Source organism: Actinoplanes sp. NPDC049802 (genome assembly GCF_040656595.1).
Classification (GTDB): Bacteria; Actinomycetota; Actinomycetes; order Mycobacteriales; family Micromonosporaceae; genus Actinoplanes.
Map to the genome: position 1 here is coordinate 1 of NZ_JBFAMR010000005.1, position 22,192 is coordinate 22,192.

The window sequence follows — 22,192 nt, forward strand, 5'->3', positions numbered from 1 at the left end:
CGCACGGCCGACTTAGCAGGCCTGAAACAAACGGGACGCTTCACCGAAATTCCCCCCCGGCACGCTTCCCCTCATGGCCAATGGCGCGCAGGTTCTCGCGCGGGCGGCGCCGGAGTCGGTTCCGACGGAACCTCCCGTAGTCGGCTCAGCCACGATGAGGTGGCGCGGCCCCGACGAACCCGGTCACCGAACGAAGGAGAACCATCAGTGGCCGCGACACCGCTCCTGGAACTGCGCGGGATCGACAAGAGCTTCGGCCCCGTCCAGGTCCTGCACGACGTCGGTCTGAGCGTCTACCCGGGCGAGGTAACCGCCCTGGTCGGCGACAACGGCGCGGGAAAGTCCACGCTGGTCAAATGCATCAGCGGCATCTACAGCATCGATGGGGGCACGGTCACCTTCGACGGCCGTGAGGTGACGATCCACAGCCCCCGTGACGCCGCCGCGTTCGGTATCGAGGTCGTCTACCAAGACCTCGCGCTCTGCGACAACCTGGACATCGTCCAGAACATGTTCCTCGGCCGCGAGAGGAAGCGCGGCATCGTCCTCGACGAGGGAACCATGGAGGAGATGGCCGGCGAGACGCTGCGCAGCCTCTCCGTACGGACCGTCAAGTCACTGCGCCAGCTCGTCTCCAGCCTCTCCGGCGGCCAGCGGCAGACCGTGGCGATCGCCAAGGCGGTGCTCTGGAACAGCCGGGTCGTCATCCTCGACGAGCCGACCGCCGCCCTCGGCGTGGCCCAGACCGCGCAGGTGCTCGAACTGGTCCGCCGGCTCGCCGACAACGGCCTCGGCGTGGTGCTGATCTCGCACAACATGAACGACGTCTTCGCGGTCTCCGACCGGATCGCCGCCCTCTACCTGGGCCGGATGGCCGCCCAGGTGAGAACCGCCGATGTGACCCACTCCCAGGTGGTGGAGCTGATCACCGGCGGGCGCAGCGGCAACCTCGGTCTGCCTCCGGAGCGGCCCTCCGACTTCATCGACATCACGCCGGGAGAGGTCAAGTGACCATCACGACTGAGACGGCCGGGGGCATCCAGGTCGTCAAGCCCACGGTCGGCAGCCACATCCGGGACTACTTCGCCCGGATCCGCGGCGGCGACCTCGGCACCCTCCCGGCCGTACTCGGCCTGCTGATCCTGGTGTTGATCTTCGGCACCGCCCGGAACGAGACGTTCCTCAGCGCGCTCAACTTCGCGAACCTGTTCAACCAGAGCGCCCAGATCGTCTTCATCGCGATGGGCCTCGTCTTCGTCCTGCTGCTCGGCGAGATCGACCTCTCCGCCGGCTTCGCCAGCGGCGTGTGCGGCGCGGTCATGGCGATCCTGCTGACCGATCAGGGCCTGCCCTGGTACGTGGCGATCCCCGCGGCCATGCTCACCGGCATCGTCATCGGCCTCATGCTCGGCGTGCTGGTCGCGAAGCTGGGTATCCCGTCCTTCGTGGTCACCCTGGCCGCGTTCCTCGGTTTCCAGGGCGTCCTGCTGACCCTCCTCGAGGGTGGCAAGAACATCTCGATCACCGACGAGTTCGTCAAGGCGCTGAACAACGGCACCCTGTCGGTGCGGGACAGCTGGCTGTTCGCGGTGATCGGCGTGGCCGGGTTCGCCGGGGCGCAGCTGCTGCGCTGGCGGGGGCGGGTCTCCCGCAACCTGATCGCCGATCCGCTCGGCATCGTGGCGTTCCGGATCGCCGGGGTCGCGCTGCTGGCCTTCTCGGCCACCTACGTGCTCACCCTCGAACGGGCCGTCAACAAGGCGATCACCTCGCTCAAGGGCACGCCGATCGTCGTACCGATCATCGTGGTCTTCCTGGTGATCTGGACCTTCGTTCTGGCCCGCACCACCTACGGCCGGCACGTCTACGCGGTCGGCGGCAACGCCGAGGCGGCCCGCCGGGCCGGCATCCCGGTCGACCGGATCCGCATCTCGGTCTTCGCCATCTGTTCGTTCATGGCTTCGATCGGCGGAATCCTGGTGGTCAGCCGCCAGAGTTCCGTCGATCCGAACACCGGTGGCAGTAACATCCTGCTCTACTCGGTCGGCGCCGCGGTCATCGGCGGCACCAGCCTCTTCGGCGGCAAGGGCAAGATCATCTACGCGGTCACCGGCGGTGCGGTGATCATCGTCATCGAGAACGGAATGACCCTGTTGGGCCTCAACTCCGGCGTGAAGTTCATCTTCACCGGCCTCGTGCTGCTGGCGGCGGCGAGCGTCAACACCCTAACCCGGCGTAGAGCAGCGGCAACGGGCAGTTGATGATGCAGGACCCCGTGCGGGGGACGGGACGCTGATGCGGGCCGGGCCCAGCCAGGAAGAGGTACGCCGGCACAACCTCGGGACGTTGCTGCGCTACGTGCACATGCACGGCGCCACGTCCCGGGCCGAACTCACCACCCGGCTCGGCCTCAACCGCAGCACCATCGGAGCGCTCACCGCCGAGCTGATCGGCGCAGGACTGGTCAGCGAGGCGGCGCCACGCGAAACCGGCCGGGCCGGACGACCGTCACTGGTCGTCCGGCCCGAATCCGGCCGGGTGTACGCCTACGCGCTCAGCATCGAGGTCGACCGCCTGCGTGCCGCCCGGATCGGGCTGGGCGGCCGGATCCTCGAGCAGTACGAGACCGAGCGCCCACCCGGGATGAGCGCCGCCGACGCGGTCCGCCCGCTCGCCCGGTTCGTGGCCACCATGCGCTCCGGCGTTCCCGACGACGGCCGTTGCGTGGGCACCGGCCTCGCCGTCGCCGGCATGGTCCGCCGCGAGGACGGGATGGTCCGCCTCGCCCCGACCATCGGATGGGTCGAAGAGCCGGTCGGCGCGACCCTCCGCTCCGAGCTCGGCGAATTCGGCAGACTGACGATCGGCAACCACGCCGACGTGTGCGCGCTCGCCGAACACGCCCGTGGCGCCGCGGTCGGCTCCGACAACGTCATCTACCTGTACGGCGACGTCGGTGTCGGCGCCGGGATCGTGGCCGGCGGACGGCGCGTCACCGGGCACGGCGGGTACGGCGGTGAGGTCGGCCACATGGTCGTCAACCCGTACGGGCGGCCGTGCAGCTGCGGCTCCCGCGGCTGCTGGGAGACCGAGATCGGCGAGCACGCGCTGCTCCGCCTCGCCGGTCGCGCCGACCGCGCCGGCCGGGACGCGGTCCTCGCCGTGGTGGACGCCGCGATGCGCGGAGACAGCCAGGCGCAGCACGCGCTGCGGCAGGTCGGCGACTGGATCGGGTTCGGCGTCGGCAACCTGGTCAACATCTTCAATCCGGAGGTCGTCATCTTCGGGGGCACCCTGCGCGACGTCTATCTGGGCGCCGCCGCCCAGATCCGCAGCCGGCTCAACGCGGTGGGGCTGCCCGCCTGCCGGGAGCACGTCCGGCTGCGCACGCCCGAACTCGGCGCGGACGCGGCTCTGATCGGAGCGGCCGAACTGGCCTTCGACCATCTGCTCGGTGACCCTCTCGTGTCCTGAGTAGCGGATCACCCGGAATCCGCCGGTGATCGTGGGAGATCTATGCTGCCCGCCATGCTCCCGCGCCAATTGGATCTGGACCCGGCGACCGCGTACCCGAAGATCACCAGCCTGCGGACCGCCCTGGACGCCGGGGACTGGCCGGCCTGCCGGGAGCTGCTCGACGCCGCCGACCCGGTGGAACGCACCTGCCTGATCGATGCCGTCTCGGACGAGAAGGGGCTGGAGGACTTCCTGCGCGGGGTGCTCCGCGGCGATCCCGGCGACGGCACCGCCGGCGCACTGCTGGGCCGGCATCTGGCCGTGGCGGCCTGGGACATCCGCACCGACGCCCGCGCCGTGCACGTGAGCCGGGAGCAGTTCGCCGCGTTCCGCGCCGGGCTGGTCGAGGCCGAGCGGGTGCTCGTCGACGCCGCCGCCCGCAGCCCGCACGACCCGGCGATCTGGACCACCCGGCTGCTCACCGCACGCGGCCTGCAACTCGGCCTGTCCGAGATACGCCGCCGCTACGGCCGGCTCGCCGAGATCGATCCGCACCACCTGCCCGGCCAGCAGCAGATGCTCCAGAGCCTGTGCGCCAAGTGGTACGGCGACGTCGCCCAGGCCTACGAGTTCGCCAAGGAGGCGGCCGACGCGGCGCCCGCCGGAGCGCCGAACCCCGTGCTGCTGGCGATCGCCTACATCGAACACTCCGACGTGGTCACCGACACCGACCGGATCCGTGCGGAGCTGCGGGAGGCCGCCCAGCGTTCGGTGTGGCACCCGGACTTCCGGCGCACCCACGGCTGGGTCCAGGTGATGAGCACCTTCGCGATGGCCTTCGGTGTACTCGGTGACCATCCGGCCGCGGCGTCGCTCTTCGACGCGCTGGACGGACTGGGCTCCCGGTGGCCCTGGGAGTACCTCGGTGACCCGGCCACCACGATCGAGAAGTTCCGGGCACGGGCGGGAGGCAACGCGTGATCAAACGGTTGGAGGTCGACGGCGTTCCCGCGGTCCTGGCCCCGGCGAGCGGGCCGATGCACGCCGGCCTGGTCTTCCGGGTCGGCACCGCCGACGAGCCACTGGCCCGGCACGGCCTCACCCGCCTGGTCGAGCACCTGGTCACCGACGGGCTGGGCGTCGACGGGCAGCAACTCGGGTCGACCGGCGCCGAACACACCTACTTCCACATGCACGGCTCGCCCGGCGAGGTCGCCGACTTCCTCACCGGCGTGTGCGCGGCGCTGCGGAACCCGCCGGCCGCCCGGCTCGCCACCGTCCGGCAGCTCCTGCGGGGCACGCCCCCGGACCGCGACCCGCTGCCGATGTGGCGGCACGGCGCCCGCGGCTTCGGCGTGGCGAGCTACCCCGAATGGGCCCTCGGCAAGCTCACCGAAGAAGACCTGCGGGAGTGGATCGCCCGCTACTTCACCAGGGAGAACGCCGCACTCTGGGTGGCCGGTGAAGAGATTCCGGACGGGCTGACCCTGGACCTGCCGTCCGGCGAGCGGCGGCCCGCGCCGGCCGTCCCCACCGAACTGCCGGTCACGCCGGCCTACTTCACGAGTGCCGGCGGGGCGGTCGCCTGGGACACCGTCGTCCGCCGGGAGGCCCGGGCCGCGGTCTTCGCCACCGTGCTGGAACGGCGGATGATGAACGACCTGCGCCGCCGCGACGGCATCTCCTACCAGCCCCACACCGAGTACGTGCCGCGCGCCGACGGCACCGCCCGGATCCTCGCGGTCGCCGACGCCCTGCCGGAGAGACAGGACGCGGCCGTCGGCGGCCTGATCGACGTGCTGGCCGCCATGCGAGCCGGGCAGATCGACCCGGACGAGGTCGCCACCGTGGTCAAACTGACCTGCGAGGGACTGCGCGACTCCGAACTGCGCGGGGCCCGGCTGCCCGGCCAGGCGTTCAACCTGCTCTCCGGCCGTGAGGTGCAGAGCCTGGAGGAGGCGCTGGCCGAGGTGCGCTCGGTCACCGTCGAGGACGTGACCGAGGTGGCGGCCGCCGCGTACCAGGCCGGCCTGTTGATGACCCCGACCGGGAGCGGCGCCGACTGGGCCGGGTACACCGCCGCCCCGGAGATGTCCGAGAACACGCTGCCCGGCCGGGCGCACCGCGGGCGCAAGGACCGGAGCCTGCGCCTGATCAGCGGCGACGACGGGATCAGCGTCACCGGTCACGGCCAGGTCGCGTCGGTCCGCTGGGACGAGTGCGCGCTGCTGCTCGCCTGGCCGGACGGCGGACGGCGGATGATCGGCCTGGACGCGGTGACGGCCCGGGTCGAGCCGACCCTCTACCGGGGCGCCGACCGGGTGGTCCGGGAGATCGACGCCCGGATCCCGGCCCGGCTGCGGATCGACATGCCACCCCGGGACCGGGCCGCCATCCCGCAGCCGGTCGCGCCGCACCGCGAAGGCACCTGGCGCGAACGTTGGCGCCCGCAGCTCTTCCTGCTCCTGTTCGGCCCGTTCACCCTGCTGGGCCTGACCGGCGTCGTGTCGGTTCTGACAGCTCTCGGCAACGACGGCCGGCTCGACTGGCAGGCGCTGCTCGCCGGCCTCGGCCTCACCGCGTTCTTCGGGTGGCTCTGCGTGGGCGCGATCCGTGAGCTGCTGGCACGCCGGGCGGCACGCCGTCGATGAGCCGCATCCACCGCACCCGCCAAGATCGGTTCCACCGGCCCGGGACCCGGCCGCGCCGCCGTGCCGAGAACCACCCGGCCACGCGACGGCCGATCCGGCGTCTCCGGGCGGACGAGGAAGCCTCGTGATCACCCGCACCGAGGTCGACGGGGTGCCGGCGCTGCTCGCCCCGACCACCGGCCCGATGCACGCCGGCCTGGTCTTCCGGGTCGGGCACGCCGACGAGCCGCTGACCCGGCGCGGCATCACCCACCTCATCGAGCACCTCGCGCTGTTCTCCTTCGGGGTGGCCGACTACCACTACAACGGGGCCACCGGCATCGAGCACACCCTCTTCCACATGCGGGGCGCCGAAACCGACATCGTGGCCTTCCTCAACGGGGTCTGCGCCGGACTGCACGACCTGCCGATGCACCGCCTCGCCATCGAGAAGGAGATCCTGCGGACCGAGGAGAACGGCCGCGGCGAGAACGCCGCCGACGCCCTGGCACCGTGGCGGTACGGGGCCCGCGACCACGGCATGCCCGGCTACCCGGAATGGGGCCTGACCGGCCTCACCCCCGACCACCTGCGCACCTGGACGGCCCACTACTTCAACCGGCAGAACGCGGCACTCTGGATCGCCGGGCCCGGCGTGCCCGCCGGCCTCGAACTCAAGCTTCCCGAGGGCATGCGCCGGCCGCCACCCGCTCCCTCCAGCGCCCTTCCGGTACGCCCGGCGTACTTCCCCGGCGACTCCGACGTCGTGGCCTGGGACGCCGTGGTGGACCGGGGCGCCGGCGCCGCCGTCTTCGCCGACGTGCTGAAACGGTCGCTGTTCCGGTCGCTGCGCCAGGAGAGCGGCCTCTCCTACCAGGTGCACACCGAGTACACGCCCCGCACCGGCGGGCGGGCCGTGCTCACCGCGGTCGCCGACGCGCTGCCGGAGAAGCGGGACGCGGTGCTCGGCGGCTTCATCGACGTGCTCGCCGCCGCCCGGCTCGGGCGGATCGACGCGGCCGAGGTGGCCACCGTCGTCGCCCAGCGCCGGCAGGAGCTGACACACGCCGACCAGGCCGGCGCGCGGCTGCCCGGCCAGGTGTTCAACCTGCTCGACGGCCGCCCGGTGCAGAACCTCGACCAGGTCCTCGCCGAACTCGGCGCCGTCACCCGCGACAGCGTCGCCGCGGTCGCCGCCGCGGCCTGCGCCGACGGCCTGCTCATGACGCCCGGCCGCGCCGAGGCCGACTGGGCCGGGTACGCCGCCGCGCCGGCCGGATCCGAGCGGACCGTCGACGGCCTCACCCGCCCGGCGCTGGGCGAACCCCGGATCCGGCTCGTCGCCGGGGACACCGGGGTCAGCATGGCAGGTGGGGACTCGGTCAGCACGGTGCTGTTCGCCGAATGCTCGGCCGTGCTCCAGTGGCCGGACGGAGGCCGGCGGTTCGTCGGGCACGACGCCGTCTACGTGCACATCGAGCCGACCCTCTTCCCGGACGGGCCCGCGCTGATCGCCGACCTGGACGCCCGCACCCACCCGGACCTGCGCGTGCCCATGCCGGCCCGCAACCCGGACCGGATCCCGCGCCCGCCCGTGCCGGTGGAGGCCACGGCACAGCGCGGCGAACGCCTCGCCCGCCGGATCTCCGGGATCACCGGCCTGTTCCTGACCCTGTCGGCCGCCCTCCTCTCCGGCCTGTTCCTCCTCGCCTTCCTGACCATGGCCGACGACGGCGAGGAGGACGCTCTCGACCGCGCGCTCGCCGTCTTCTTCCTCGGCGTCATCGCCGCCTCGACATACGGGGGATACCGGGCGATCCGCCGCCTCCTGGGGCGCTGACCGGTCCCGCGCGAGGCACGATGGTGACGTGAGGTCATCGGTACGCGCGGGACTGGCCGGGATCGTGGCGGCCGCGGCGGCGCTCGGCGTCGCCGAACTGGTCGCGGCCGCGACCGGGACACGGTCCGCGCCCCTGGTCGCGGTCGGCGGCGTGGTGGTCGACCACGTTCCGGCGCCGGTCAAGGACTTCGGCATCGCGGTCTTCGGCACGCACGACAAGACGGCCCTTCTCATCGGCACGGCACTGCTGCTCGCCGGATACGCCTACGGTGTCGGCGTGCTGGGACGGCGACGCTGGGCGCTCGCGGTCGGCGGGATCGCGCTGTTCGGGGCGGTGGGCGCGGGGGCGGCGCTGACCCGGGCCGGGGCCGGGCCGTCCGCGGTGCTGCCGGCGCTGACCGGCGCGGCGGTGGCCGTTCTCGTGCTGCACCACCTGCTGCGCCTGGCCCGGGCCGCCGAGCCCGCACCGGCCCGGCAGACGACGGCCGGGGGTGCCGGGCCCGCGGTGCACGGACAGACGACGGCCCGGGGGGTCGAGCCGGCGGTGGTGGGGACGGCCGGGCCGGTGAGTGGGCAGCCCAGCCCGGCGGCGGGTGACGGCCCGGACCACGACGGCGCCGGCGCGCGCGGAGCGGGACCCGGCGTTGCGGTCGGGGACACCCGAACTCCGTACGAGAAGGAAGGAAGCCGTCGCCGTTTCGTCCGTGATCTGGGGATCGTGGGTTTGATCGCCGTTGCCGGAGGTGTGAGCGGGCGACTGCTCACCTCGCGGCGTGCGGTGAGCGCGGCCCGGCGGTCGATCGCGCTCCCGGAACCGGTGGAGCCCGCTGCGATGCTGCCCGCCGGGGTGCAGGCGCCCGGCGCGGTGCCCTACCTGACGCCGAACCGGGACTTCTACCGGATCGACACCGCCCTGGTCACCCCGCAGGTCGACCCGGCCACGTGGGAGCTGCGGATCCACGGGATGGTGCGCAACCCGATCACCGTCACCTTCGCCGATCTGCTGCGCCGGCCCCTGGTGGAGCGTTACCTGACCATCGCCTGCGTGTCGAACGATGTGGGCGGCGACCTGATCGGCAACGCGCTCTGGCTCGGCACACCGATCAAGGCGCTGCTCGACGAGGCGGACCCGTTGCCCGAGGCTGATCAGGTGGTGCAGCGGTCGGTGGACGGCTGGACGTGCGGCACGCCGACCGCGGTGCTGCGGGACGGGCGGGACGCGCTGCTGGCGGTCGGCATGAACGGCGAGGCGCTGCCGGTCGAGCACGGTTTCCCGGTCCGGATGATCGTTCCCGGACTGTACGGCTACGTCTCCGCCTGCAAGTGGATCACCGAGATCGAGCTGACCAGGTTCACTGACTTCGATGCCTACTGGGTGCCCCGGGGTTGGTCGGCCCAGGCGCCGGTGAAGACGCAGTCTCGAATCGACAGCCCGCGTGACGGCGCGTCACGATCGGCTGGCCCGGTCACGGTCGCCGGCGTCGCATGGGCGACACATCGCGGCATCGCCAAGGTCGAGGTGCAGGTCGACGACGGTGAGTGGCGGCCCGCGACCCTGGCCGGGGCGGCCTCCGCGGACACCTGGCGCCAGTGGAGCCTCACCTGGGACGCCTCCGCCGGACGGCACACCTTACGAGTACGCGCGACCGATCTCGATGGGGTGACACAGACCCCGGAGGAGGCGCCGCCCGCGCCGGACGGCGCCACCGGCTGGCACCAGGTGACAGTCGAGATCGGGTAGTTGAAAGCCGCACTTTCGGTCCGACTCGGCGGCGCAAGTCGCTCATACGGTGGCTTGCATGTCCACCAATGCGGTTGAAGAACCGCTGAACCACTCGACACGGACCTCCGCGGAGGACCGTGCCGGAAGTCGTGTGGTGATGCCGCGCGCCGGGCGGCGTCAGGCCGCCGGTGCCTGCCGTTGTGCCGGCACCGCCGTCTTGTGGGGCCGGCCGAGGCGCGCCTCCAACCGGAGCAGGTCGACCCGTCCGTGACGGTCCGCCAGATCCTCCCAGCCGACCGCGAGCAGCCGCAGCCGCTCCGATTCGCTGAAACCTCCCCAGACACCGTACGGCTCGCGAACGGCGAGGGCGTGCGCGGCGCACTCGGCCCGGACCGGGCACGCGCCGCACATCGTCTTGGCCTTGGCCTCGCGACGACTGCGGGACGACCCGCGCTCGCCGTCGGGGTGGAAGAACTGCGCGCTGTCCCGGCCCCGGCAGAGCCCGAGTCTCTGCCAATCCCAGAGATCGGCGATGGGCCCGGGCAGTCTGCGAACGTTCGACATCAACACCCTCCTCCCGCGCGGCACCGCGGAGCGTTCGTCGTGAGGGGCCTGGATCAGGCCTTTCGCGGGTGTACCCCGGTCAACGCCGGCTCACACGCAACATGTCGATGTCTTCGCGAGCGGTATGGCAAAGGGGTGGCAAGTCATACCTTTCTTTCCCGTTTTTTCCATCTAAAGCGCGTAATGCTGCGGCCCTCGCGTGATCTCCTCTGAGAGAGAAGGAGGATCACTGTGCGTACCGTCCTCGTGTGCGTCCGAACCCCGCTGGCGGCCCAGACCGTCGCGTCCACCGCGGCCCGGCTCGGCATGACCGGCGTCGTCAGGACCGCGGTCAGCGAGACCGAGGCCATGATCCGACTGGCGGAACGGCCCGCCGAAGTGGTCCTGGCCGACACCGCCGTGACTCGGCCCGACAGCGTCGGCTTCACCCGGCGTGTACTAGCCCGCGCTCCGCAGGCACAGGTCGTGCTCTTCGGCGCTGAAGACCCCCGGGTGGCGGCGGCGGCCGTCGCGGCCGGTGCCCGCGGCGTCATCCGCGGCGTCGAGCACGACCTGGTCAGCGTCGTGGCGAAGGCGCTGCTCCTGCTGCTCCTACCGGTGCGCCCGCAGGGCATGCCGATCAACGGCGCGAACGCGCAGCCGGCTACGGTGGCCGGCGGCGTCCGCAACAACAACTCCCCGGGGACCCGGGGGCAATATCACCAGGGACCCGGCATGAGCGTGCAGAACGCGGCCGCGGTGCCGGCCATGCTCGGCCCGAACGCGCCGATGGTGCCGTCGCAGCGTGGCGACGCACCGATCGACCCGGCGACCGGCCGGCCGATGGTGGCGTGGCCCGGGAACGAAGCGGGTGTCGGCATGGCCGACGCGCAGCCCGCCGGACGGCGGCTCACGCTCACCGAGCGTGAACTGCAGGTGCTACGGGGGATGGCGGACGGCAAGAGCAACGCCGAGATCGGCCGGGAACTCTTCGTCTCGGAGGACACCGTCAAGACACACGCCCGGCGGCTTTTCCGCAAGCTCGGCGCCCGCGACCGCGCGCACGCGGTCGCCGCCGGCTTCCGTGCGGGGCTGGTCGCCTAGCCGGCCGGCTCCGCTTTCGCTCCACGGCAGGACTCCTGGTAACCGGTGACGAGGCAGATGATTTCCCGCCGCCAGCAAACCCCGCTGGCGTCGGCAGATCACTCGCCTCGTCACCGGCGGCGTTTCGCGGGCCGTCCCGTGCCCACGCCCTCGCGCGAACGGGGTGGTACGGGGAAGGGCCGCCGCCCGCTACGAGCCGTCGTCGTCCGTGCCCTCCGTCAGGGTGTCGTGGACGCCGTCGGCGTAACCGCGGGCGTACTCCCACGTGACGTAGTGGTCGGGATCCGGATCGTAGGCGGGCTCGTGCACCCGTGGGCGGCCGCTGCTCAGCAGATGGCGCAGGTTGCCGCGCAGCAGATCCCAGTCGAAGTAGTGCGGCTCGTGGCAGTCCTCGCACTCGATCACCAGCCCGCGGATGCCCGTCGGGCTGAGCAGCGCCTGATAGATCTCCAGGTCGGAGAGATCCTCCAGGACGTCCTGCCGCTCTTCCTCGGTCAGCGGGTCGGACTCGGCGTCCTCGTTGAGGTCGTCGAGACCAGCGGCCGGGTCGGTCGGGTCGCCGTTGAACGGGTCGATCGGCTCATCTTGCACCCTCATACCGTACTCACCTACCGCGCGTGTGTGCTGGCCCGCACGTTCTGTCCGCCGCCCGGGTGCCCCGCCCGGGATGGGTAGGATGATGAACTCCGCCTCTTCTCTAGGGATGATTTGTGGAAACTGACAGCGCTCGAACCGTTCCTCTCGGTCTGACCTTCGACGATGTGCTGCTGCAGCCCGGCGAGTCGGACGTGGTGCCCAGCCGGGTCAACACCGTCACGCGCCTGACCAGAAACGTCGAGCTCACCATCCCGCTGCTGTCCGCGGCGATGGACACGGTCACCGAAGCGCGCATGGCGATCGCCATGGCCCGTGAGGGCGGCATCGGTGTGCTGCACCGCAATCTCTCCGCAGAGGACCAGGCGGCCCAGGTCGATCTGGTGAAGCGTTCCGAGTCCGGCATGATCACGAATCCGATCACCTGCAGCCCTGAGGACACCCTCGGCCAGGTCGACGCGCTCTGCGCGAAATACCGCATCTCCGGTGCCCCGGTGACCGACGCCCAGGGCCGGCTCGTCGGGATAGTGACCAACCGTGACATGCGTTTCGTCAGCGACCCGACCACCAGGGTTCGCGACGTGATGACGAAGTCCCCGCTGTTCACCGCGGCGGTCGGGGTCAGCAAGACCGAGGCGCTCGAGTTGCTCCGCCGTCACAAGGTGGAGAAGCTGCCGCTGGTCGACGAGACCGGCCGCCTGCGCGGGCTGATCACTGTGAAGGACTTCACCAAGTCCGAGCAGTTCCCCAGTGCGACCAAGGACGAGCACGGCCGCCTGCGCGTCGCCGCGGCCGTCGGCGTCGGCGACGACGCCTACAAGCGGGCCCGTGGCCTGATCGACGCCGGTGTCGACGTCGTGATCGTGGACACCTCGCACGGTCACCAGCGCCAGGTGCTCGACATGATCGCCCGGTTGAAGAAGGACACCAGCACCGACATCGTCGGCGGTAACGTGGCGACCTACGCGGGGGCCAGGGCGATGGTCGAGGCCGGCGCCGACGCGGTCAAGGTCGGTGTGGGACCGGGCGCCATCTGCACCACCCGGATCGTCGCGGGCGTGGGCGTCCCGCAGATCACCGCGATCATGGAGGCGTCCCGGGCGTGCAAGCCGGCGGGCGTTCCGGTGATCGGTGACGGCGGTATCCAGTACAGCGGCGACATCGCCAAGGCTCTGGTGGCCGGCGCCAACACGGTGATGCTCGGTGGACTGCTGGCCGGCTCCGAGGAGAGCCCCGGCGAGCTGATCTTTGTGAACGGCAAGCAGTACAAGGCCTACCGCGGCATGGGGTCGCTCGGCGCCATGCAGTCACGTGGCCAGGCGAAGTCCTACTCGAAGGACCGCTACTTCCAGCACGACGTGCCCGAGGAGAAGCTGGTGCCGGAGGGCGTCGAAGGCCAGGTGCCCTATCGTGGCCCGCTCTCCCGGGTGGTCAGCCAGCTCGTCGGCGGCGTCCGGCTGGCGATGGGCTACGCGGGGGCGGAGACCATCACCGACCTCCAGGAGCGGGGACAGCTCATCCGGATCACGGCGGCCGGGCTCAAGGAGAGCCACCCGCACGACATCCAGATGACGGTCGAGGCTCCGAATTACCACTCGCGCTGACCGCGCCCCAAGTTCCCACCCACCGCCCGTAAGAAGGACCGAAGGGCTGTTTGATCATGCGTGACGTCGTGGAGATCGGCCTCGGGAAGACCGCCCAGCGCGGCTACCACCTGGACGACATCGCCATCGTTCCGAGCCGTCGTACCCGGGACGTCGACGACGTGTCGACCGAGTGGAAGCTCGACGCGTACCCGTTCAAGATTCCCTGCGTCGCGCACCCGTCGGACGCGACCCAGAGCCCCGAGTCGGTGATCGCGCTGGGCCGGCTCGGCGGCCTGGGCGTGCTCAACGCCGAAGGCCTGTGGACCCGCTACCAGGACCCCAGCAAGATCCTCGAGGAGCTGGCGTCGCTGGACGAGGACGCCGACGCCACCAAGCGGCTCCAGGAGGTCTACTCCGAGCCGATCAAGCCGGAGTTGATCGCCGAGCGGGTCCGCCAGATCCGCGAGGGTGGCGTCACCGTGGCCGTCCGGGTGTCACCGCAGCACACCCTGGCGCTGGCCCCGGTCATCCTGGACGCCGGTGTGGACCTGCTCGTCATCCAGGGCACCCTGGTGTCGGCCGAGCACGTGTCGACCACCGACGAGCCGCTGAACCTCAAGGAGTTCATCGCCGACCTGGACCTGCCGGTCATCGTCGGCGGCTGCACCGACTACAAGACGGCGCTGCACCTGATGCGGACCGGCGCGGCCGGCGTCATCGTCGGTATCGGCGCCGACGAGTGGTCCACGACGGACACCGTGCTCGGCATCCGGGTGCCGATGGCCACCGCGATCGCCGACGCCGCGGCCGCCCGCCGTGACTACCTGGACGAGACCGGCGGCCGGTACGTTCACCTGATCGCCGACGGCGGCATCGCCACCTCCGGCGACATCGCCAAGGCGATCGGCTGCGGCGCCGACGCCGTCATGCTCGGCGAACCGCTGTCGCTCGCCGAAGGCGCCCCCGCCGGCGGCGCCTGGTGGCATTCGGCCGCCAGCCACCCTGCCCTCCCGCGCGGCGGCTTCTGCATCGCGGGCGAGCCGGACGGCACCCTCGAAGAGGTTCTGTACGGCCCGGCCGACCGTCCGGACGGCCAGCTGAACCTGTTCGGTGGCCTGCGCCGTGCCATGGCCAAGTGCGGCTACCGCGACGTCAAGGAGTTCCAGAAGGTAGCCCTCGTCCTGGACCGCGCCTGACCGTCTCCCCGAGTAGCCGCACCGGATCTCACCAGCCGGCGCTGAGGGCTGTTTCGCCGGCCGTGAGGCAGCCCCCAGGCGCCAGCTGGACCACCGATCTCAGCCCGGCGGCCGTGAGGCCCCAGGCGCCAGCTGGACCACCGATCTCAGCCCGGCGGCCGCGGCACGGGCGGGACCCGGCAGCGGGCCGCGGCCTTCGCCGGACCCGGACACCCGTGCGGCGCCAGCCGCCCGGGTGGGATCGTGCGGCGCCAGCCGCCCGATCAGGCCTCGCCCGTACAAGATCAGGGCTTTGGGGGTTGGGTTTCGCCGTTGAGCCAGGCCTCGAAGAAGCTGTCGAGGTCGCGGCCGGCGGTGGACTCGGCGGCCTCGATGAACTGGGCGGTGGTGACGTTGCCGTCGCGGTGGTCGGTGGTCCACGACTTGACCAGTTTGAAGAAGGCCTCGTCGCCGAGGGTCTTCCGCAGGGCGTGGACGGTCATGCCGCCACGCTGGTAGACGGCGTCGCCGAAGAGGCGGCGCGGGGTGGGGTCGCCGGGAGCCTCGGTCCAGTCGAAGGCGCGGTAACTCCGGTCGAAGATCGTCTGCGCGGTCTCGTCGCCGTTGTGCTCGGACCACAGCCACTCGGCGTAGGTCGCGAAGCCCTCGTTGAGCCAGATGTCCTGCCAGCGGGTGAGCGCCACGCTGTCGCCGAACCACTGGTGTGCCAGTTCGTGCGCGACCACGCTGGTGTTCTCGCCGGTGGCGAAGAAGGTGTTGCCGTAGACCGGGCGGGACTGCGTCTCCAGGGCGTAGCGGATCTGTTCCTCGTCGACCACCACGCCGCCGTTGGCCCGGAACGGGTAGGGCCCGAACCGGGTCTCCAGGAAGTCGGTGATCTCACCGGTGCGGGCCAGTGACCGGGCGGCCGGGCCGTTGGCGGGCAGCGACTCGGGGATGGCCGTCACCATGGGCCGGCCGGCGTGTGTGGCCGTGGTGATCCGGTACTGCCCGATCACGACGGTGGCGAGGTAGCTGGCCATCGGCGACTCCTCGGTCCAGCGCCAGGTGGTCCAGCCGTCCACGGTGTCCCGGTTGCCGGGCGTCCCGTTGCTGAGCACCTCGACGCCGTCCGGCACGGTCATCGCCAGCCGGAAGGTCGCCTTGTCGGACGGGTGGTCGTTGACCGGGAACCAGGTGCTGGCCGACTCGGGCTGGCCCAGCGCGATGGCGCCCTTCTTGCCGTCGCGCAGCCAGCCGCCCGCCCCGAGGATCTCGTTCTCCAGCTGGCCGGGTTGGCCGCTGTAGCTGACCACGGCGGTGAAGCCGCGCCCTTTCGGGATGCCGGCGGCCGGGGTGACCACCAGCTCGTTGCCTTCGGTGGCGACGGTGGCCGGTGCGCCGTCCACGATCACGGTGGTGGCGGTCAGGCGTGCCAGGTCCAGATTGAACCGGGACAGATCCTGCGTGGCGGTGGCCGTGATGGTGGCGGTGCCGGACAGCTTGCCGGCCGCCGGGTCGTAACGCAGCGCCAGGTCGTAGCCGCCGACGTCGTAGCCCCCGTTGCCGTAGGTGGGGAAGTACGGGTCGCCGGCTCCGGCCGCGCCCGGCCCGAAACTGGGCGCCGGTGTCGGGGACGGGGCGGGCGCCGGCTCGCGCTCGCCATCCGTGCACCCGGACAGCAGCAACAGGAGGGTCAGCGCGCCGGCGCGTCGTTTCATGGCTTCGAGGTTACGTCCACTACTTGTCGACCAGTTTGGGATGGGTCCTCAGGTAGGCGACGTGGGTGCCTTTGGACAGTGCCTTCAGGAAGCCGCGGCCTTCCGACTTGAGCTGTTCACCGAGGTAGCCGCCGCCACTGCCGACACCGCCGCCGGGCAGCGACACGGTGGTGATGTCCTGGGCGGTGAGGTTGCGGAGGGCGTAGGCGTACTCGAACGGCGTACGCCCGCCCACGTAGACCAGCGTGTCCCCGAGCGCGCCGATCAGCCCGCCGAGCTGCGACGGATCCGCCAGGCCCTGGGCCATCGCCTTGGTGAGGATCGCCTCGACGAGTTGCCGGTGGTGCCGCTGCCGGTCGTAGTCGCCGTTGGGCAGTCCGTAGCGCTGCCGGGCGTAGTCGAGTGCCTGCCAGCCGACCAGGTGCCGGGTGCCGGGCAGGTAGACGGCCTGCGGTCCGCTGTAGTCGCTGCCGGACTGCGGCCGCATCGTGCCGTCCGGTCTGCGGTGCCGGGACTTCACCTTTTGGTCGATCACCAGGTCGATGCCGCCGAGTTTGTCGACCAGCTTGTCCATGCCGCGGAAATTGAGGATGGCGCCGGCGTGGAAGGTCTTGATCCCGGTGTACGCGCTGAGACTCTTCGTGAGCAACTCGTAACCCTGCTCCACGCTTTTCTTCTTCGAACCCGGGATTCGGGAACCGCGGCTCATCGCTTCTGTGATCTTGTATCGGCCGCCGCGGAAACCTGCCTTTCTGTACGCCGGCATGTCCACCCGGAGGTCACGTGGCAGCGAATACAGATACGCCGACTCAAGGTCGGCCTCCACATGCAGCAGCATGATCGTGTCGGCGTGCGGCTCGTAGCCGGGAATGCTCAGCCGGGTGTCGACGCCGATCAGCACCAGGTCGAGCGGCCCTTTGATGTCGGCGCCCGGTGACGCCGACGGGGACGCCGACGGCCCGCTGACCGTGGGCGGGGCGCCTGCCGAGGGGGCTCCGGCCGGCGCCGCGGCCGGTTCGGCGGGGCCCCGGTTGACCGCGATGGCGACGCCCACTCCGGCGATCAGCGCGAGGCCGGTGCCGGCGATGATCGACCAGGTGATCTTGCTGTTTCGCATAGCGGAACAGTAAATGACATCTCGGCGGTGCTCAATGCCGCGGGGTATTGCGGAATTCAAGATCGCCGGTAGGCTTGCGCGGCCGATTCGTCGATCGACGGATCGCCTCGTGGGGAGGCCGTCCGAGAATGAAATCCACTCACCGGCGCATCGTCGTCGGTATCGCTGCCGCGGCCCTCGTCGCGGGCGCCGGCATCGTTTCGGTCGCCTACGCCTCGGTCGACGGTCCGGTCGCCGGCTCCGGCAGCGAACTGCCGGTGCGCCTGATCGTGGGTCTGCGGGCGGGCGTCGACTCCGACGTCGACCTGCCCAGCCTGAGCCGGCTCGGCCTGGCCGGCGCCGACGCGAGGGGCTCGGTGGCCCGCCGCCTGCTCGGCGAGATCCGGGCCAAGTCGATCGAGGTGCCGGGCGCCCGGGCCGCCGCGGTCACGGCCGCGCTCAAGGTCGACCCCCACGTCTCGTACGTGCAGGTCGACCCGTTGGTCAAGAAGCTCGACGTGACGCCGAACGACCCGTACTACACGGCCGGCCGCCAGCCGGAGCTGAAGCAGCTGCGGGTGCCCACCGCGTGGGACACCACCACCGGCGCCGACGTGAAGGTAGCGGTCCTGGACACCGGCGTGACCGCTGTCGGCGACCTGGCCGGCAAGGTGCTGCCCGGCTACGACTTCTCCAACCAGGACGGCAACGCGTCCGACGACGAGGGGCACGGCACCGTCGTCGCCTCGTTGATCGCCGCCACGCCGAACAACTCGGCCGGCATGGCGGGCGTCTGCGCCCAGTGCCGGATCCTGCCGGTCAAGGTGCTCAACAGCAAAGGCTCGGGCAGTCACACGCAGATCGCCCAGGGCATCATCTACGCGGTCAAGCAGGGCGCGAAGATCATCAACATGTCGCTCGGCGGCTACCGGTCGTCGGCCGTCCTCAAGGACGCCGTCGCCTGGGCCAGCGGGCAGGGCGTGCTGGTGGTCGCGGCGGCCGGCAACGACGGCAAGGACATCAAGAGCTACCCCGCGGCGTACCCGGACGTGCTCGCGGTCGGCGGGACCAACACCCGCAACGCCGGCAATCCCGGTGAGCGGGCCTCGTTCTCCAACCAGGGCAGCTGGGTGGACGTCTCGGCGCCCGCCATCACCGCCGGCATGAGGCCGAACGGCGGCTACTGCTGGGACAGCCGCGAGTCCTGCTGGGTCACCGTCCGCGACAGCGCCGGCGTGGTCGTCAAGGACTACTACGAGATCCGGGGCACGTCGTTCTCGTCGCCGCTGGTCGCCGGGGTGGCCGCGCTGGTCAAGTCGAAGAACCCGAACTACAGCGGCTGGAGCCTGCTGCAAGCGATCACCAGCTCGGCCCGGAAGAACGGCGCCTGGAACAAGTACGGCATGGTCGACGCGGCCGCCGCGCTGACCAGGGGCACCGACATCACCCCGCCGACCGGCACCGGCACCGGCCCGGCGCAGAACGCCAAGGTCCACGGCAACGCGGCGATCACCCCGCTCGGCCTGAAGGACAACTGGTCCGGCATCCGGGCGGTCACCCTCTACGCCGACGGCGAGTGGCACAGCTGGGACTACACCGCCCCGTTCGCCCCGGTGCTGAAGACGGCCGGCCGCAACGGCGCGATCACGGTCCAGCTGCGGGTGCACGACAAGGCCGGCAACGTCACCTGGCTGCCGGCCCGGACGGTGATCGCGGACAACGTGCTCCCGACCCTGTCGATCACCAAGGCCCCGGCAAGCAAAGCCAAGGTCAAAGGCACCGTCAAGGTGTACGCGAAGGCCGCTGACAAGTCCGGGATCAGCAAGGTTCAGCTGCTGGTCAACGGCAAGGTGGTGGCGACCGACACGACGGCCGGCTACAAGCTCACCTTCAAGGTGGCGAGCCAGAAGAAGACGATGAAGGTCAGGGTCCGGGCGTACGACAAGGCCGGCAACGTGCGGTACACCACGATCCGCACCTACTACCGGGCCTGACGGGCTCGGGGTGCTCGCCCGATGAGTAAACTCGCCGGGTGAGTACCCCGCGTCCCGTTCTCGTCGTCGACTTCGGCGCCCAGTACGCTCAGTTGATCGCCCGCCGGGTCCGCGAGGCCCGTGTCTACTCCGAGATCGTCCCGCACTCGATGCCGGTGGCCGAGATGCTGGCGAAGAATCCCGCCGCGATCATCCTCTCCGGTGGCCCCTCCAGCGTCTACGAGCCGGGCGCGCCCACGCTCGACCCGGGCCTTTTCGCTCATGACGTGCCGGTCTTCGGCATCTGCTACGGCTTCCAGGCGATGGCTCAGGCGCTCGGCGGCACGGTCGCGCACACCGGCTCCCGGGAGTACGGGCGGACCGCGCTGGAGAGCCGGGGCGGCACCCTGCTCCGCGACCTGCCGGCCGGCCTGCCGGTCTGGATGAGCCACGGCGACAGCGTCACGGTCGCCCCGGTCGACTTCGAGGTCACCGCCTCCACCCCGGGCGCCCCGGTCGCGGCCTTCGAAAACCTCACCTCCAGGCGGGCCGGTGTGCAGTTCCACCCCGAGGTGGCGCACACCGAGCAGGGCCAGGAGATGCTCAAGCGCTTCCTGTACGACATCGCCGGCATCGAGCCCACCTGGACCCCGGGCAACATCATCGACGACCAGGTCGACCTGATCCGTTCCGTGGTGGGCGACAAGCAGGTCATCTGCGGGCTCTCCGGGGGTGTCGACTCGGCGGTGGCCGCGGCGCTCGTGCACAAGGCGATCGGTGACCAGCTGACCTGCATCTTCGTCGATCATGGTCTGCTGCGGGCCGGCGAGGCCGAGCAGGTGGAGAAGGACTACGTCGCCGCTACCGGCATCCGGCTCAAGGTCGTCGATGCTTCGGAGCAGTTCCTCGGTCACCTCGCCGGAGTCACCGACCCGGAGCGGAAGCGCAAGATCATCGGCCGGGAGTTCATCCGCACGTTCGAGCAGGCGGCCCGCGAGCTGGACGCCGAGCGGCACGTCGAGTTCCTGGTGCAGGGCACCCTCTACCCGGACGTGGTGGAGTCCGGCGGCGGCTCCGGTACGGCGAACATCAAGTCGCACCACAACGTCGGCGGCCTTCCCGACGACCTCCAGTTCGCGCTGATCGAGCCGCTGCGCACCCTGTTCAAGGACGAGGTGCGGGCGCTCGGTGCGGAGCTCGGCCTGCCGGAGGAGATGGTGCAGCGGCACCCGTTCCCCGGCCCCGGCCTGGCGATCCGGATCATCGGCGCGGTCGACCGGGAGCGTCTCGACATCCTGCGGGCGGCCGATCTGATCGCCCGCGAGGAGCTGGCCGCCTCCGGGCTGGACCGTGAGGTCTGGCAGTTCCCGGTGGTGCTGCTCGCCGACGTGCGCAGCGTGGGCGTGCAGGGTGACGGGCGGACCTACGGGCATCCGGTGGTGCTGCGGCCGGTGTCCTCGGAGGACGCCATGACCGCCGACTGGTCCCGCCTGCCGTACGACCTGATCGCCAAGATCTCGAACCGGATCACCAACGAGGTCGCCGAGATCAACCGGGTGGTTCTGGACGTCACGAGCAAGCCTCCGGGCACCATCGAGTGGGAGTGACGGACAGTAGTGGATCAATCGCCCAGGGCGGCGTGAGCCGCCCTGAGCTGCCATTACGCACCGCTATCCCACTGTCAGGAAGTTGACAAAAGTTCTTGAGAGGTAACATATTCCGGGCAGAATGCCGCCCGTGACCCCCGCACTTGAACCGCTCCGCAGGATCGCCGCCTACGCCGTCGCTCGCGACGGCGACGGCCGCGTGCTCCTGGTCCGGGCCTCGTCCAGATCCGGCACGCCCGGCGTCTGGTCGCTGCCCGGCGGCGCCGTCGATCACGGCGAAGATCCCAATCACACCGTCGTCCGCGAGACCGCGGCGGAGACCGGCCTGTCCGTCACCGTCACCGGGCTCCAGGACGTGCTCGCCGACATGCGCTCGATGCCGCACCGCGGCGTCACCATCCACACCGACCGGCTCGTCTACACCGTGTCGGTCCGTGGCGGCAACCTCATCGACCGGGTCGGCCACCCCACCGACCTGGCCCGCTGGCACACCCTCGAAGAGGCGGAGAAACTGAGGCTGCGGCCGTTCACCGCGGCCGCGCTCGGGCTGTCCACCGCCTCCGGCGACCTGCGGCCCGAAGAAGCGCCGGTCTTCCCCTCCTTCTACGCGTACGAGGGGCCGGACGGGCTGCACCGGGCACAGCGGTTCGCCGCCTACGCCATCGCCACCGACCCGTACGAGAACCTTCTGCTCACCCGGATCTCCGACGGCTACCCGGGCGCCGGCTGCTGGCACCTGCCCGGCGGCGGCACCGACTACGGCGAACAGCCCGGCACCGCCCTGATCCGCGAACTCGTCGAAGAGACCGGACAACGGGGCCGCCTCGTCTCGCTGCTCGGCGTGGCCAGCCACCGCGACGCCGCCTCGCTCGGCCCCGAGGGCTACCCCATCGACTGGCACGGCGTCCGCGCCTTCTACCAGGTCGTCGTCGACCACCCCACCGAGGTGACCATCCACGACGTCGGCGGCTCCACCTGCGAGGCCCGCTGGATGCCGCTCAAGCAGGTCGCCGAGCTGGCCCACGACCAGCTCACCGAGGTGACCGCCGATGCGTTGCGTGCGGCGAGGCTAATCTAGGTCCGGTCTCGTGGATCACGCGAGAGCCTCGCTCCCACACGATCCACGAGACAGGACCCGGGCACA

17 protein-coding genes are annotated in these 22,192 nt (G+C 71.0%); 13 read left to right on the forward strand and 4 right to left on the reverse strand.

The genetic code is table 11. The features are described 5' to 3' along the window. The first annotated feature begins 207 nt into the window (after positions 1–207). The 7 genes from AB0I88_RS04985 to AB0I88_RS05015 all read left to right on the forward strand — a co-directional run bounded on the left by AB0I88_RS04985 (position 208) and on the right by AB0I88_RS05015 (position 9,667). Positions 208–1,011 (forward strand): ATP-binding cassette domain-containing protein, encoded by an 804-nt coding sequence (locus AB0I88_RS04985; protein WP_361018413.1) that lies wholly within the window; start codon positions 208–210, stop codon positions 1,009–1,011. Next, a complete protein-coding gene (locus AB0I88_RS04990) occupies positions 1,008–2,261 on the forward strand; it encodes an ABC transporter permease (RefSeq protein WP_361018416.1) in 1,254 nt (417 codons plus the stop codon). The genes AB0I88_RS04985 and AB0I88_RS04990 overlap by 4 nt, the downstream gene beginning before the upstream one ends. Positions 2,262–2,295: 34 nt before the next feature. Beyond that, positions 2,296–3,474 carry an ROK family transcriptional regulator gene (locus tag AB0I88_RS04995; protein WP_361018419.1) on the forward strand — a complete coding sequence of 393 codons (1,179 nt, stop codon included), beginning with the start codon at positions 2,296–2,298 and terminating at the stop codon, positions 3,472–3,474. A gap of 54 nt (positions 3,475–3,528) precedes the next feature. Continuing rightward, positions 3,529–4,437: a hypothetical protein gene (locus AB0I88_RS05000; protein ID WP_361018422.1), complete on the forward strand. Its 909-nt coding sequence runs from the start codon at positions 3,529–3,531 to the stop codon at positions 4,435–4,437. After that, complete coding sequence (locus AB0I88_RS05005; RefSeq protein ID WP_361018425.1) at positions 4,434–6,107, forward strand: insulinase family protein; 1,674 nt, start codon at positions 4,434–4,436, stop codon at positions 6,105–6,107. The genes AB0I88_RS05000 and AB0I88_RS05005 overlap by 4 nt, the downstream gene beginning before the upstream one ends. A gap of 124 nt (positions 6,108–6,231) precedes the next feature. After that, positions 6,232–7,926, forward strand: coding sequence for an insulinase family protein (locus AB0I88_RS05010; RefSeq protein WP_361018428.1), 1,695 nt, complete (start codon positions 6,232–6,234; stop codon positions 7,924–7,926). A gap of 28 nt (positions 7,927–7,954) precedes the next feature. Then, positions 7,955–9,667: a molybdopterin-dependent oxidoreductase gene (locus tag AB0I88_RS05015; RefSeq protein ID WP_361018431.1), complete on the forward strand. Its 1,713-nt coding sequence runs from the start codon at positions 7,955–7,957 to the stop codon at positions 9,665–9,667. A gap of 159 nt (positions 9,668–9,826) precedes the next feature. Here the strand turns inward: AB0I88_RS05015 and AB0I88_RS05020 are convergent, their stop codons facing one another. Further along, positions 9,827–10,213 carry a WhiB family transcriptional regulator gene (locus AB0I88_RS05020; RefSeq protein ID WP_043531275.1) on the reverse strand — a complete coding sequence of 129 codons (387 nt, stop codon included), beginning with the start codon at positions 10,211–10,213 and terminating at the stop codon, positions 9,827–9,829. A gap of 231 nt (positions 10,214–10,444) precedes the next feature. Between AB0I88_RS05020 and AB0I88_RS05025 the strand changes: the two genes are divergently transcribed. After that, positions 10,445–11,296 carry a helix-turn-helix transcriptional regulator gene (locus AB0I88_RS05025; protein ID WP_361018435.1) on the forward strand — a complete coding sequence of 284 codons (852 nt, stop codon included), beginning with the start codon at positions 10,445–10,447 and terminating at the stop codon, positions 11,294–11,296. Between the two features lie 189 nt (positions 11,297–11,485). Here AB0I88_RS05025 and AB0I88_RS05030 read toward each other — a convergent pair whose 3' ends face one another. Beyond that, complete coding sequence (locus AB0I88_RS05030; RefSeq protein WP_361018905.1) at positions 11,486–11,887, reverse strand: DUF5319 domain-containing protein; 402 nt, start codon at positions 11,885–11,887, stop codon at positions 11,486–11,488. Positions 11,888–12,006: 119 nt separating this feature from the next. Between AB0I88_RS05030 and guaB the strand changes: the two genes are divergently transcribed. Both guaB and AB0I88_RS05040 read left to right on the forward strand, forming a co-directional pair. Then, a complete protein-coding gene (gene guaB, locus AB0I88_RS05035) occupies positions 12,007–13,494 on the forward strand; it encodes an IMP dehydrogenase (RefSeq protein WP_361018438.1) in 1,488 nt (495 codons plus the stop codon). Between the two features lie 56 nt (positions 13,495–13,550). Further along, positions 13,551–14,672 carry a GuaB3 family IMP dehydrogenase-related protein gene (locus AB0I88_RS05040; protein WP_361018442.1) on the forward strand — a complete coding sequence of 374 codons (1,122 nt, stop codon included), beginning with the start codon at positions 13,551–13,553 and terminating at the stop codon, positions 14,670–14,672. 284 nt (positions 14,673–14,956) lie between these two features. On the opposite strand, the gene AB0I88_RS05045 is transcribed toward AB0I88_RS05040, so the two are convergent. Continuing rightward, positions 14,957–16,372, reverse strand: coding sequence for a M1 family metallopeptidase (locus tag AB0I88_RS05045; protein ID WP_361018444.1), 1,416 nt, complete (start codon positions 16,370–16,372; stop codon positions 14,957–14,959). Between the two features lie 19 nt (positions 16,373–16,391). Beyond that, positions 16,392–17,489 (reverse strand): LCP family protein, encoded by a 1,098-nt coding sequence (locus AB0I88_RS05050; protein ID WP_361018447.1) that lies wholly within the window; start codon positions 17,487–17,489, stop codon positions 16,392–16,394. Positions 17,490–17,617: 128 nt separating this feature from the next. Between AB0I88_RS05050 and AB0I88_RS05055 the strand changes: the two genes are divergently transcribed. The 3 genes from AB0I88_RS05055 (at position 17,618) to AB0I88_RS05065 (ending at position 22,126) form a co-directional block, all read left to right on the forward strand. Then, positions 17,618–19,462, forward strand: a complete 1,845-nt coding sequence (locus AB0I88_RS05055; RefSeq protein ID WP_361018450.1) for a S8 family serine peptidase — start codon at positions 17,618–17,620, stop codon at positions 19,460–19,462. 38 nt (positions 19,463–19,500) lie between these two features. Further along, the gene (gene guaA, locus AB0I88_RS05060) at positions 19,501–21,048 is read left to right on the forward strand and encodes a glutamine-hydrolyzing GMP synthase (protein ID WP_361018453.1); all 1,548 of its coding nucleotides are present in this window, start codon (positions 19,501–19,503) and stop codon (positions 21,046–21,048) included. A 130-nt stretch (positions 21,049–21,178) separates the two neighbouring features. Continuing rightward, on the forward strand, positions 21,179–22,126 hold the full coding sequence (locus AB0I88_RS05065; protein WP_361018456.1) for an NUDIX domain-containing protein: 948 nt from the start codon (positions 21,179–21,181) through the stop codon (positions 22,124–22,126). Positions 22,127–22,192 lie beyond the last annotated feature (66 nt).

Coding starts and splice junctions, on each gene's coding strand:
- AB0I88_RS04995 (WP_361018419.1), top strand. CDS start 2,296: ATGCGGGCCGGGCCCAGCCAGGAAGAGGTACGCCGGCACAACCTCGGG.
- AB0I88_RS05000 (WP_361018422.1), top strand. CDS start 3,529: ATGCTCCCGCGCCAATTGGATCTGGACCCGGCGACCGCGTACCCGAAG.
- AB0I88_RS05020 (WP_043531275.1), bottom strand. CDS start 10,213: ATGTCGAACGTTCGCAGACTGCCCGGGCCCATCGCCGATCTCTGGGAT.
- AB0I88_RS05040 (WP_361018442.1), top strand. CDS start 13,551: ATGCGTGACGTCGTGGAGATCGGCCTCGGGAAGACCGCCCAGCGCGGC.
- AB0I88_RS05045 (WP_361018444.1), bottom strand. CDS start 16,372: ATGAAACGACGCGCCGGCGCGCTGACCCTCCTGTTGCTGCTGTCCGGG.
- AB0I88_RS05050 (WP_361018447.1), bottom strand. CDS start 17,489: ATGCGAAACAGCAAGATCACCTGGTCGATCATCGCCGGCACCGGCCTC.
- AB0I88_RS05055 (WP_361018450.1), top strand. CDS start 17,618: ATGAAATCCACTCACCGGCGCATCGTCGTCGGTATCGCTGCCGCGGCC.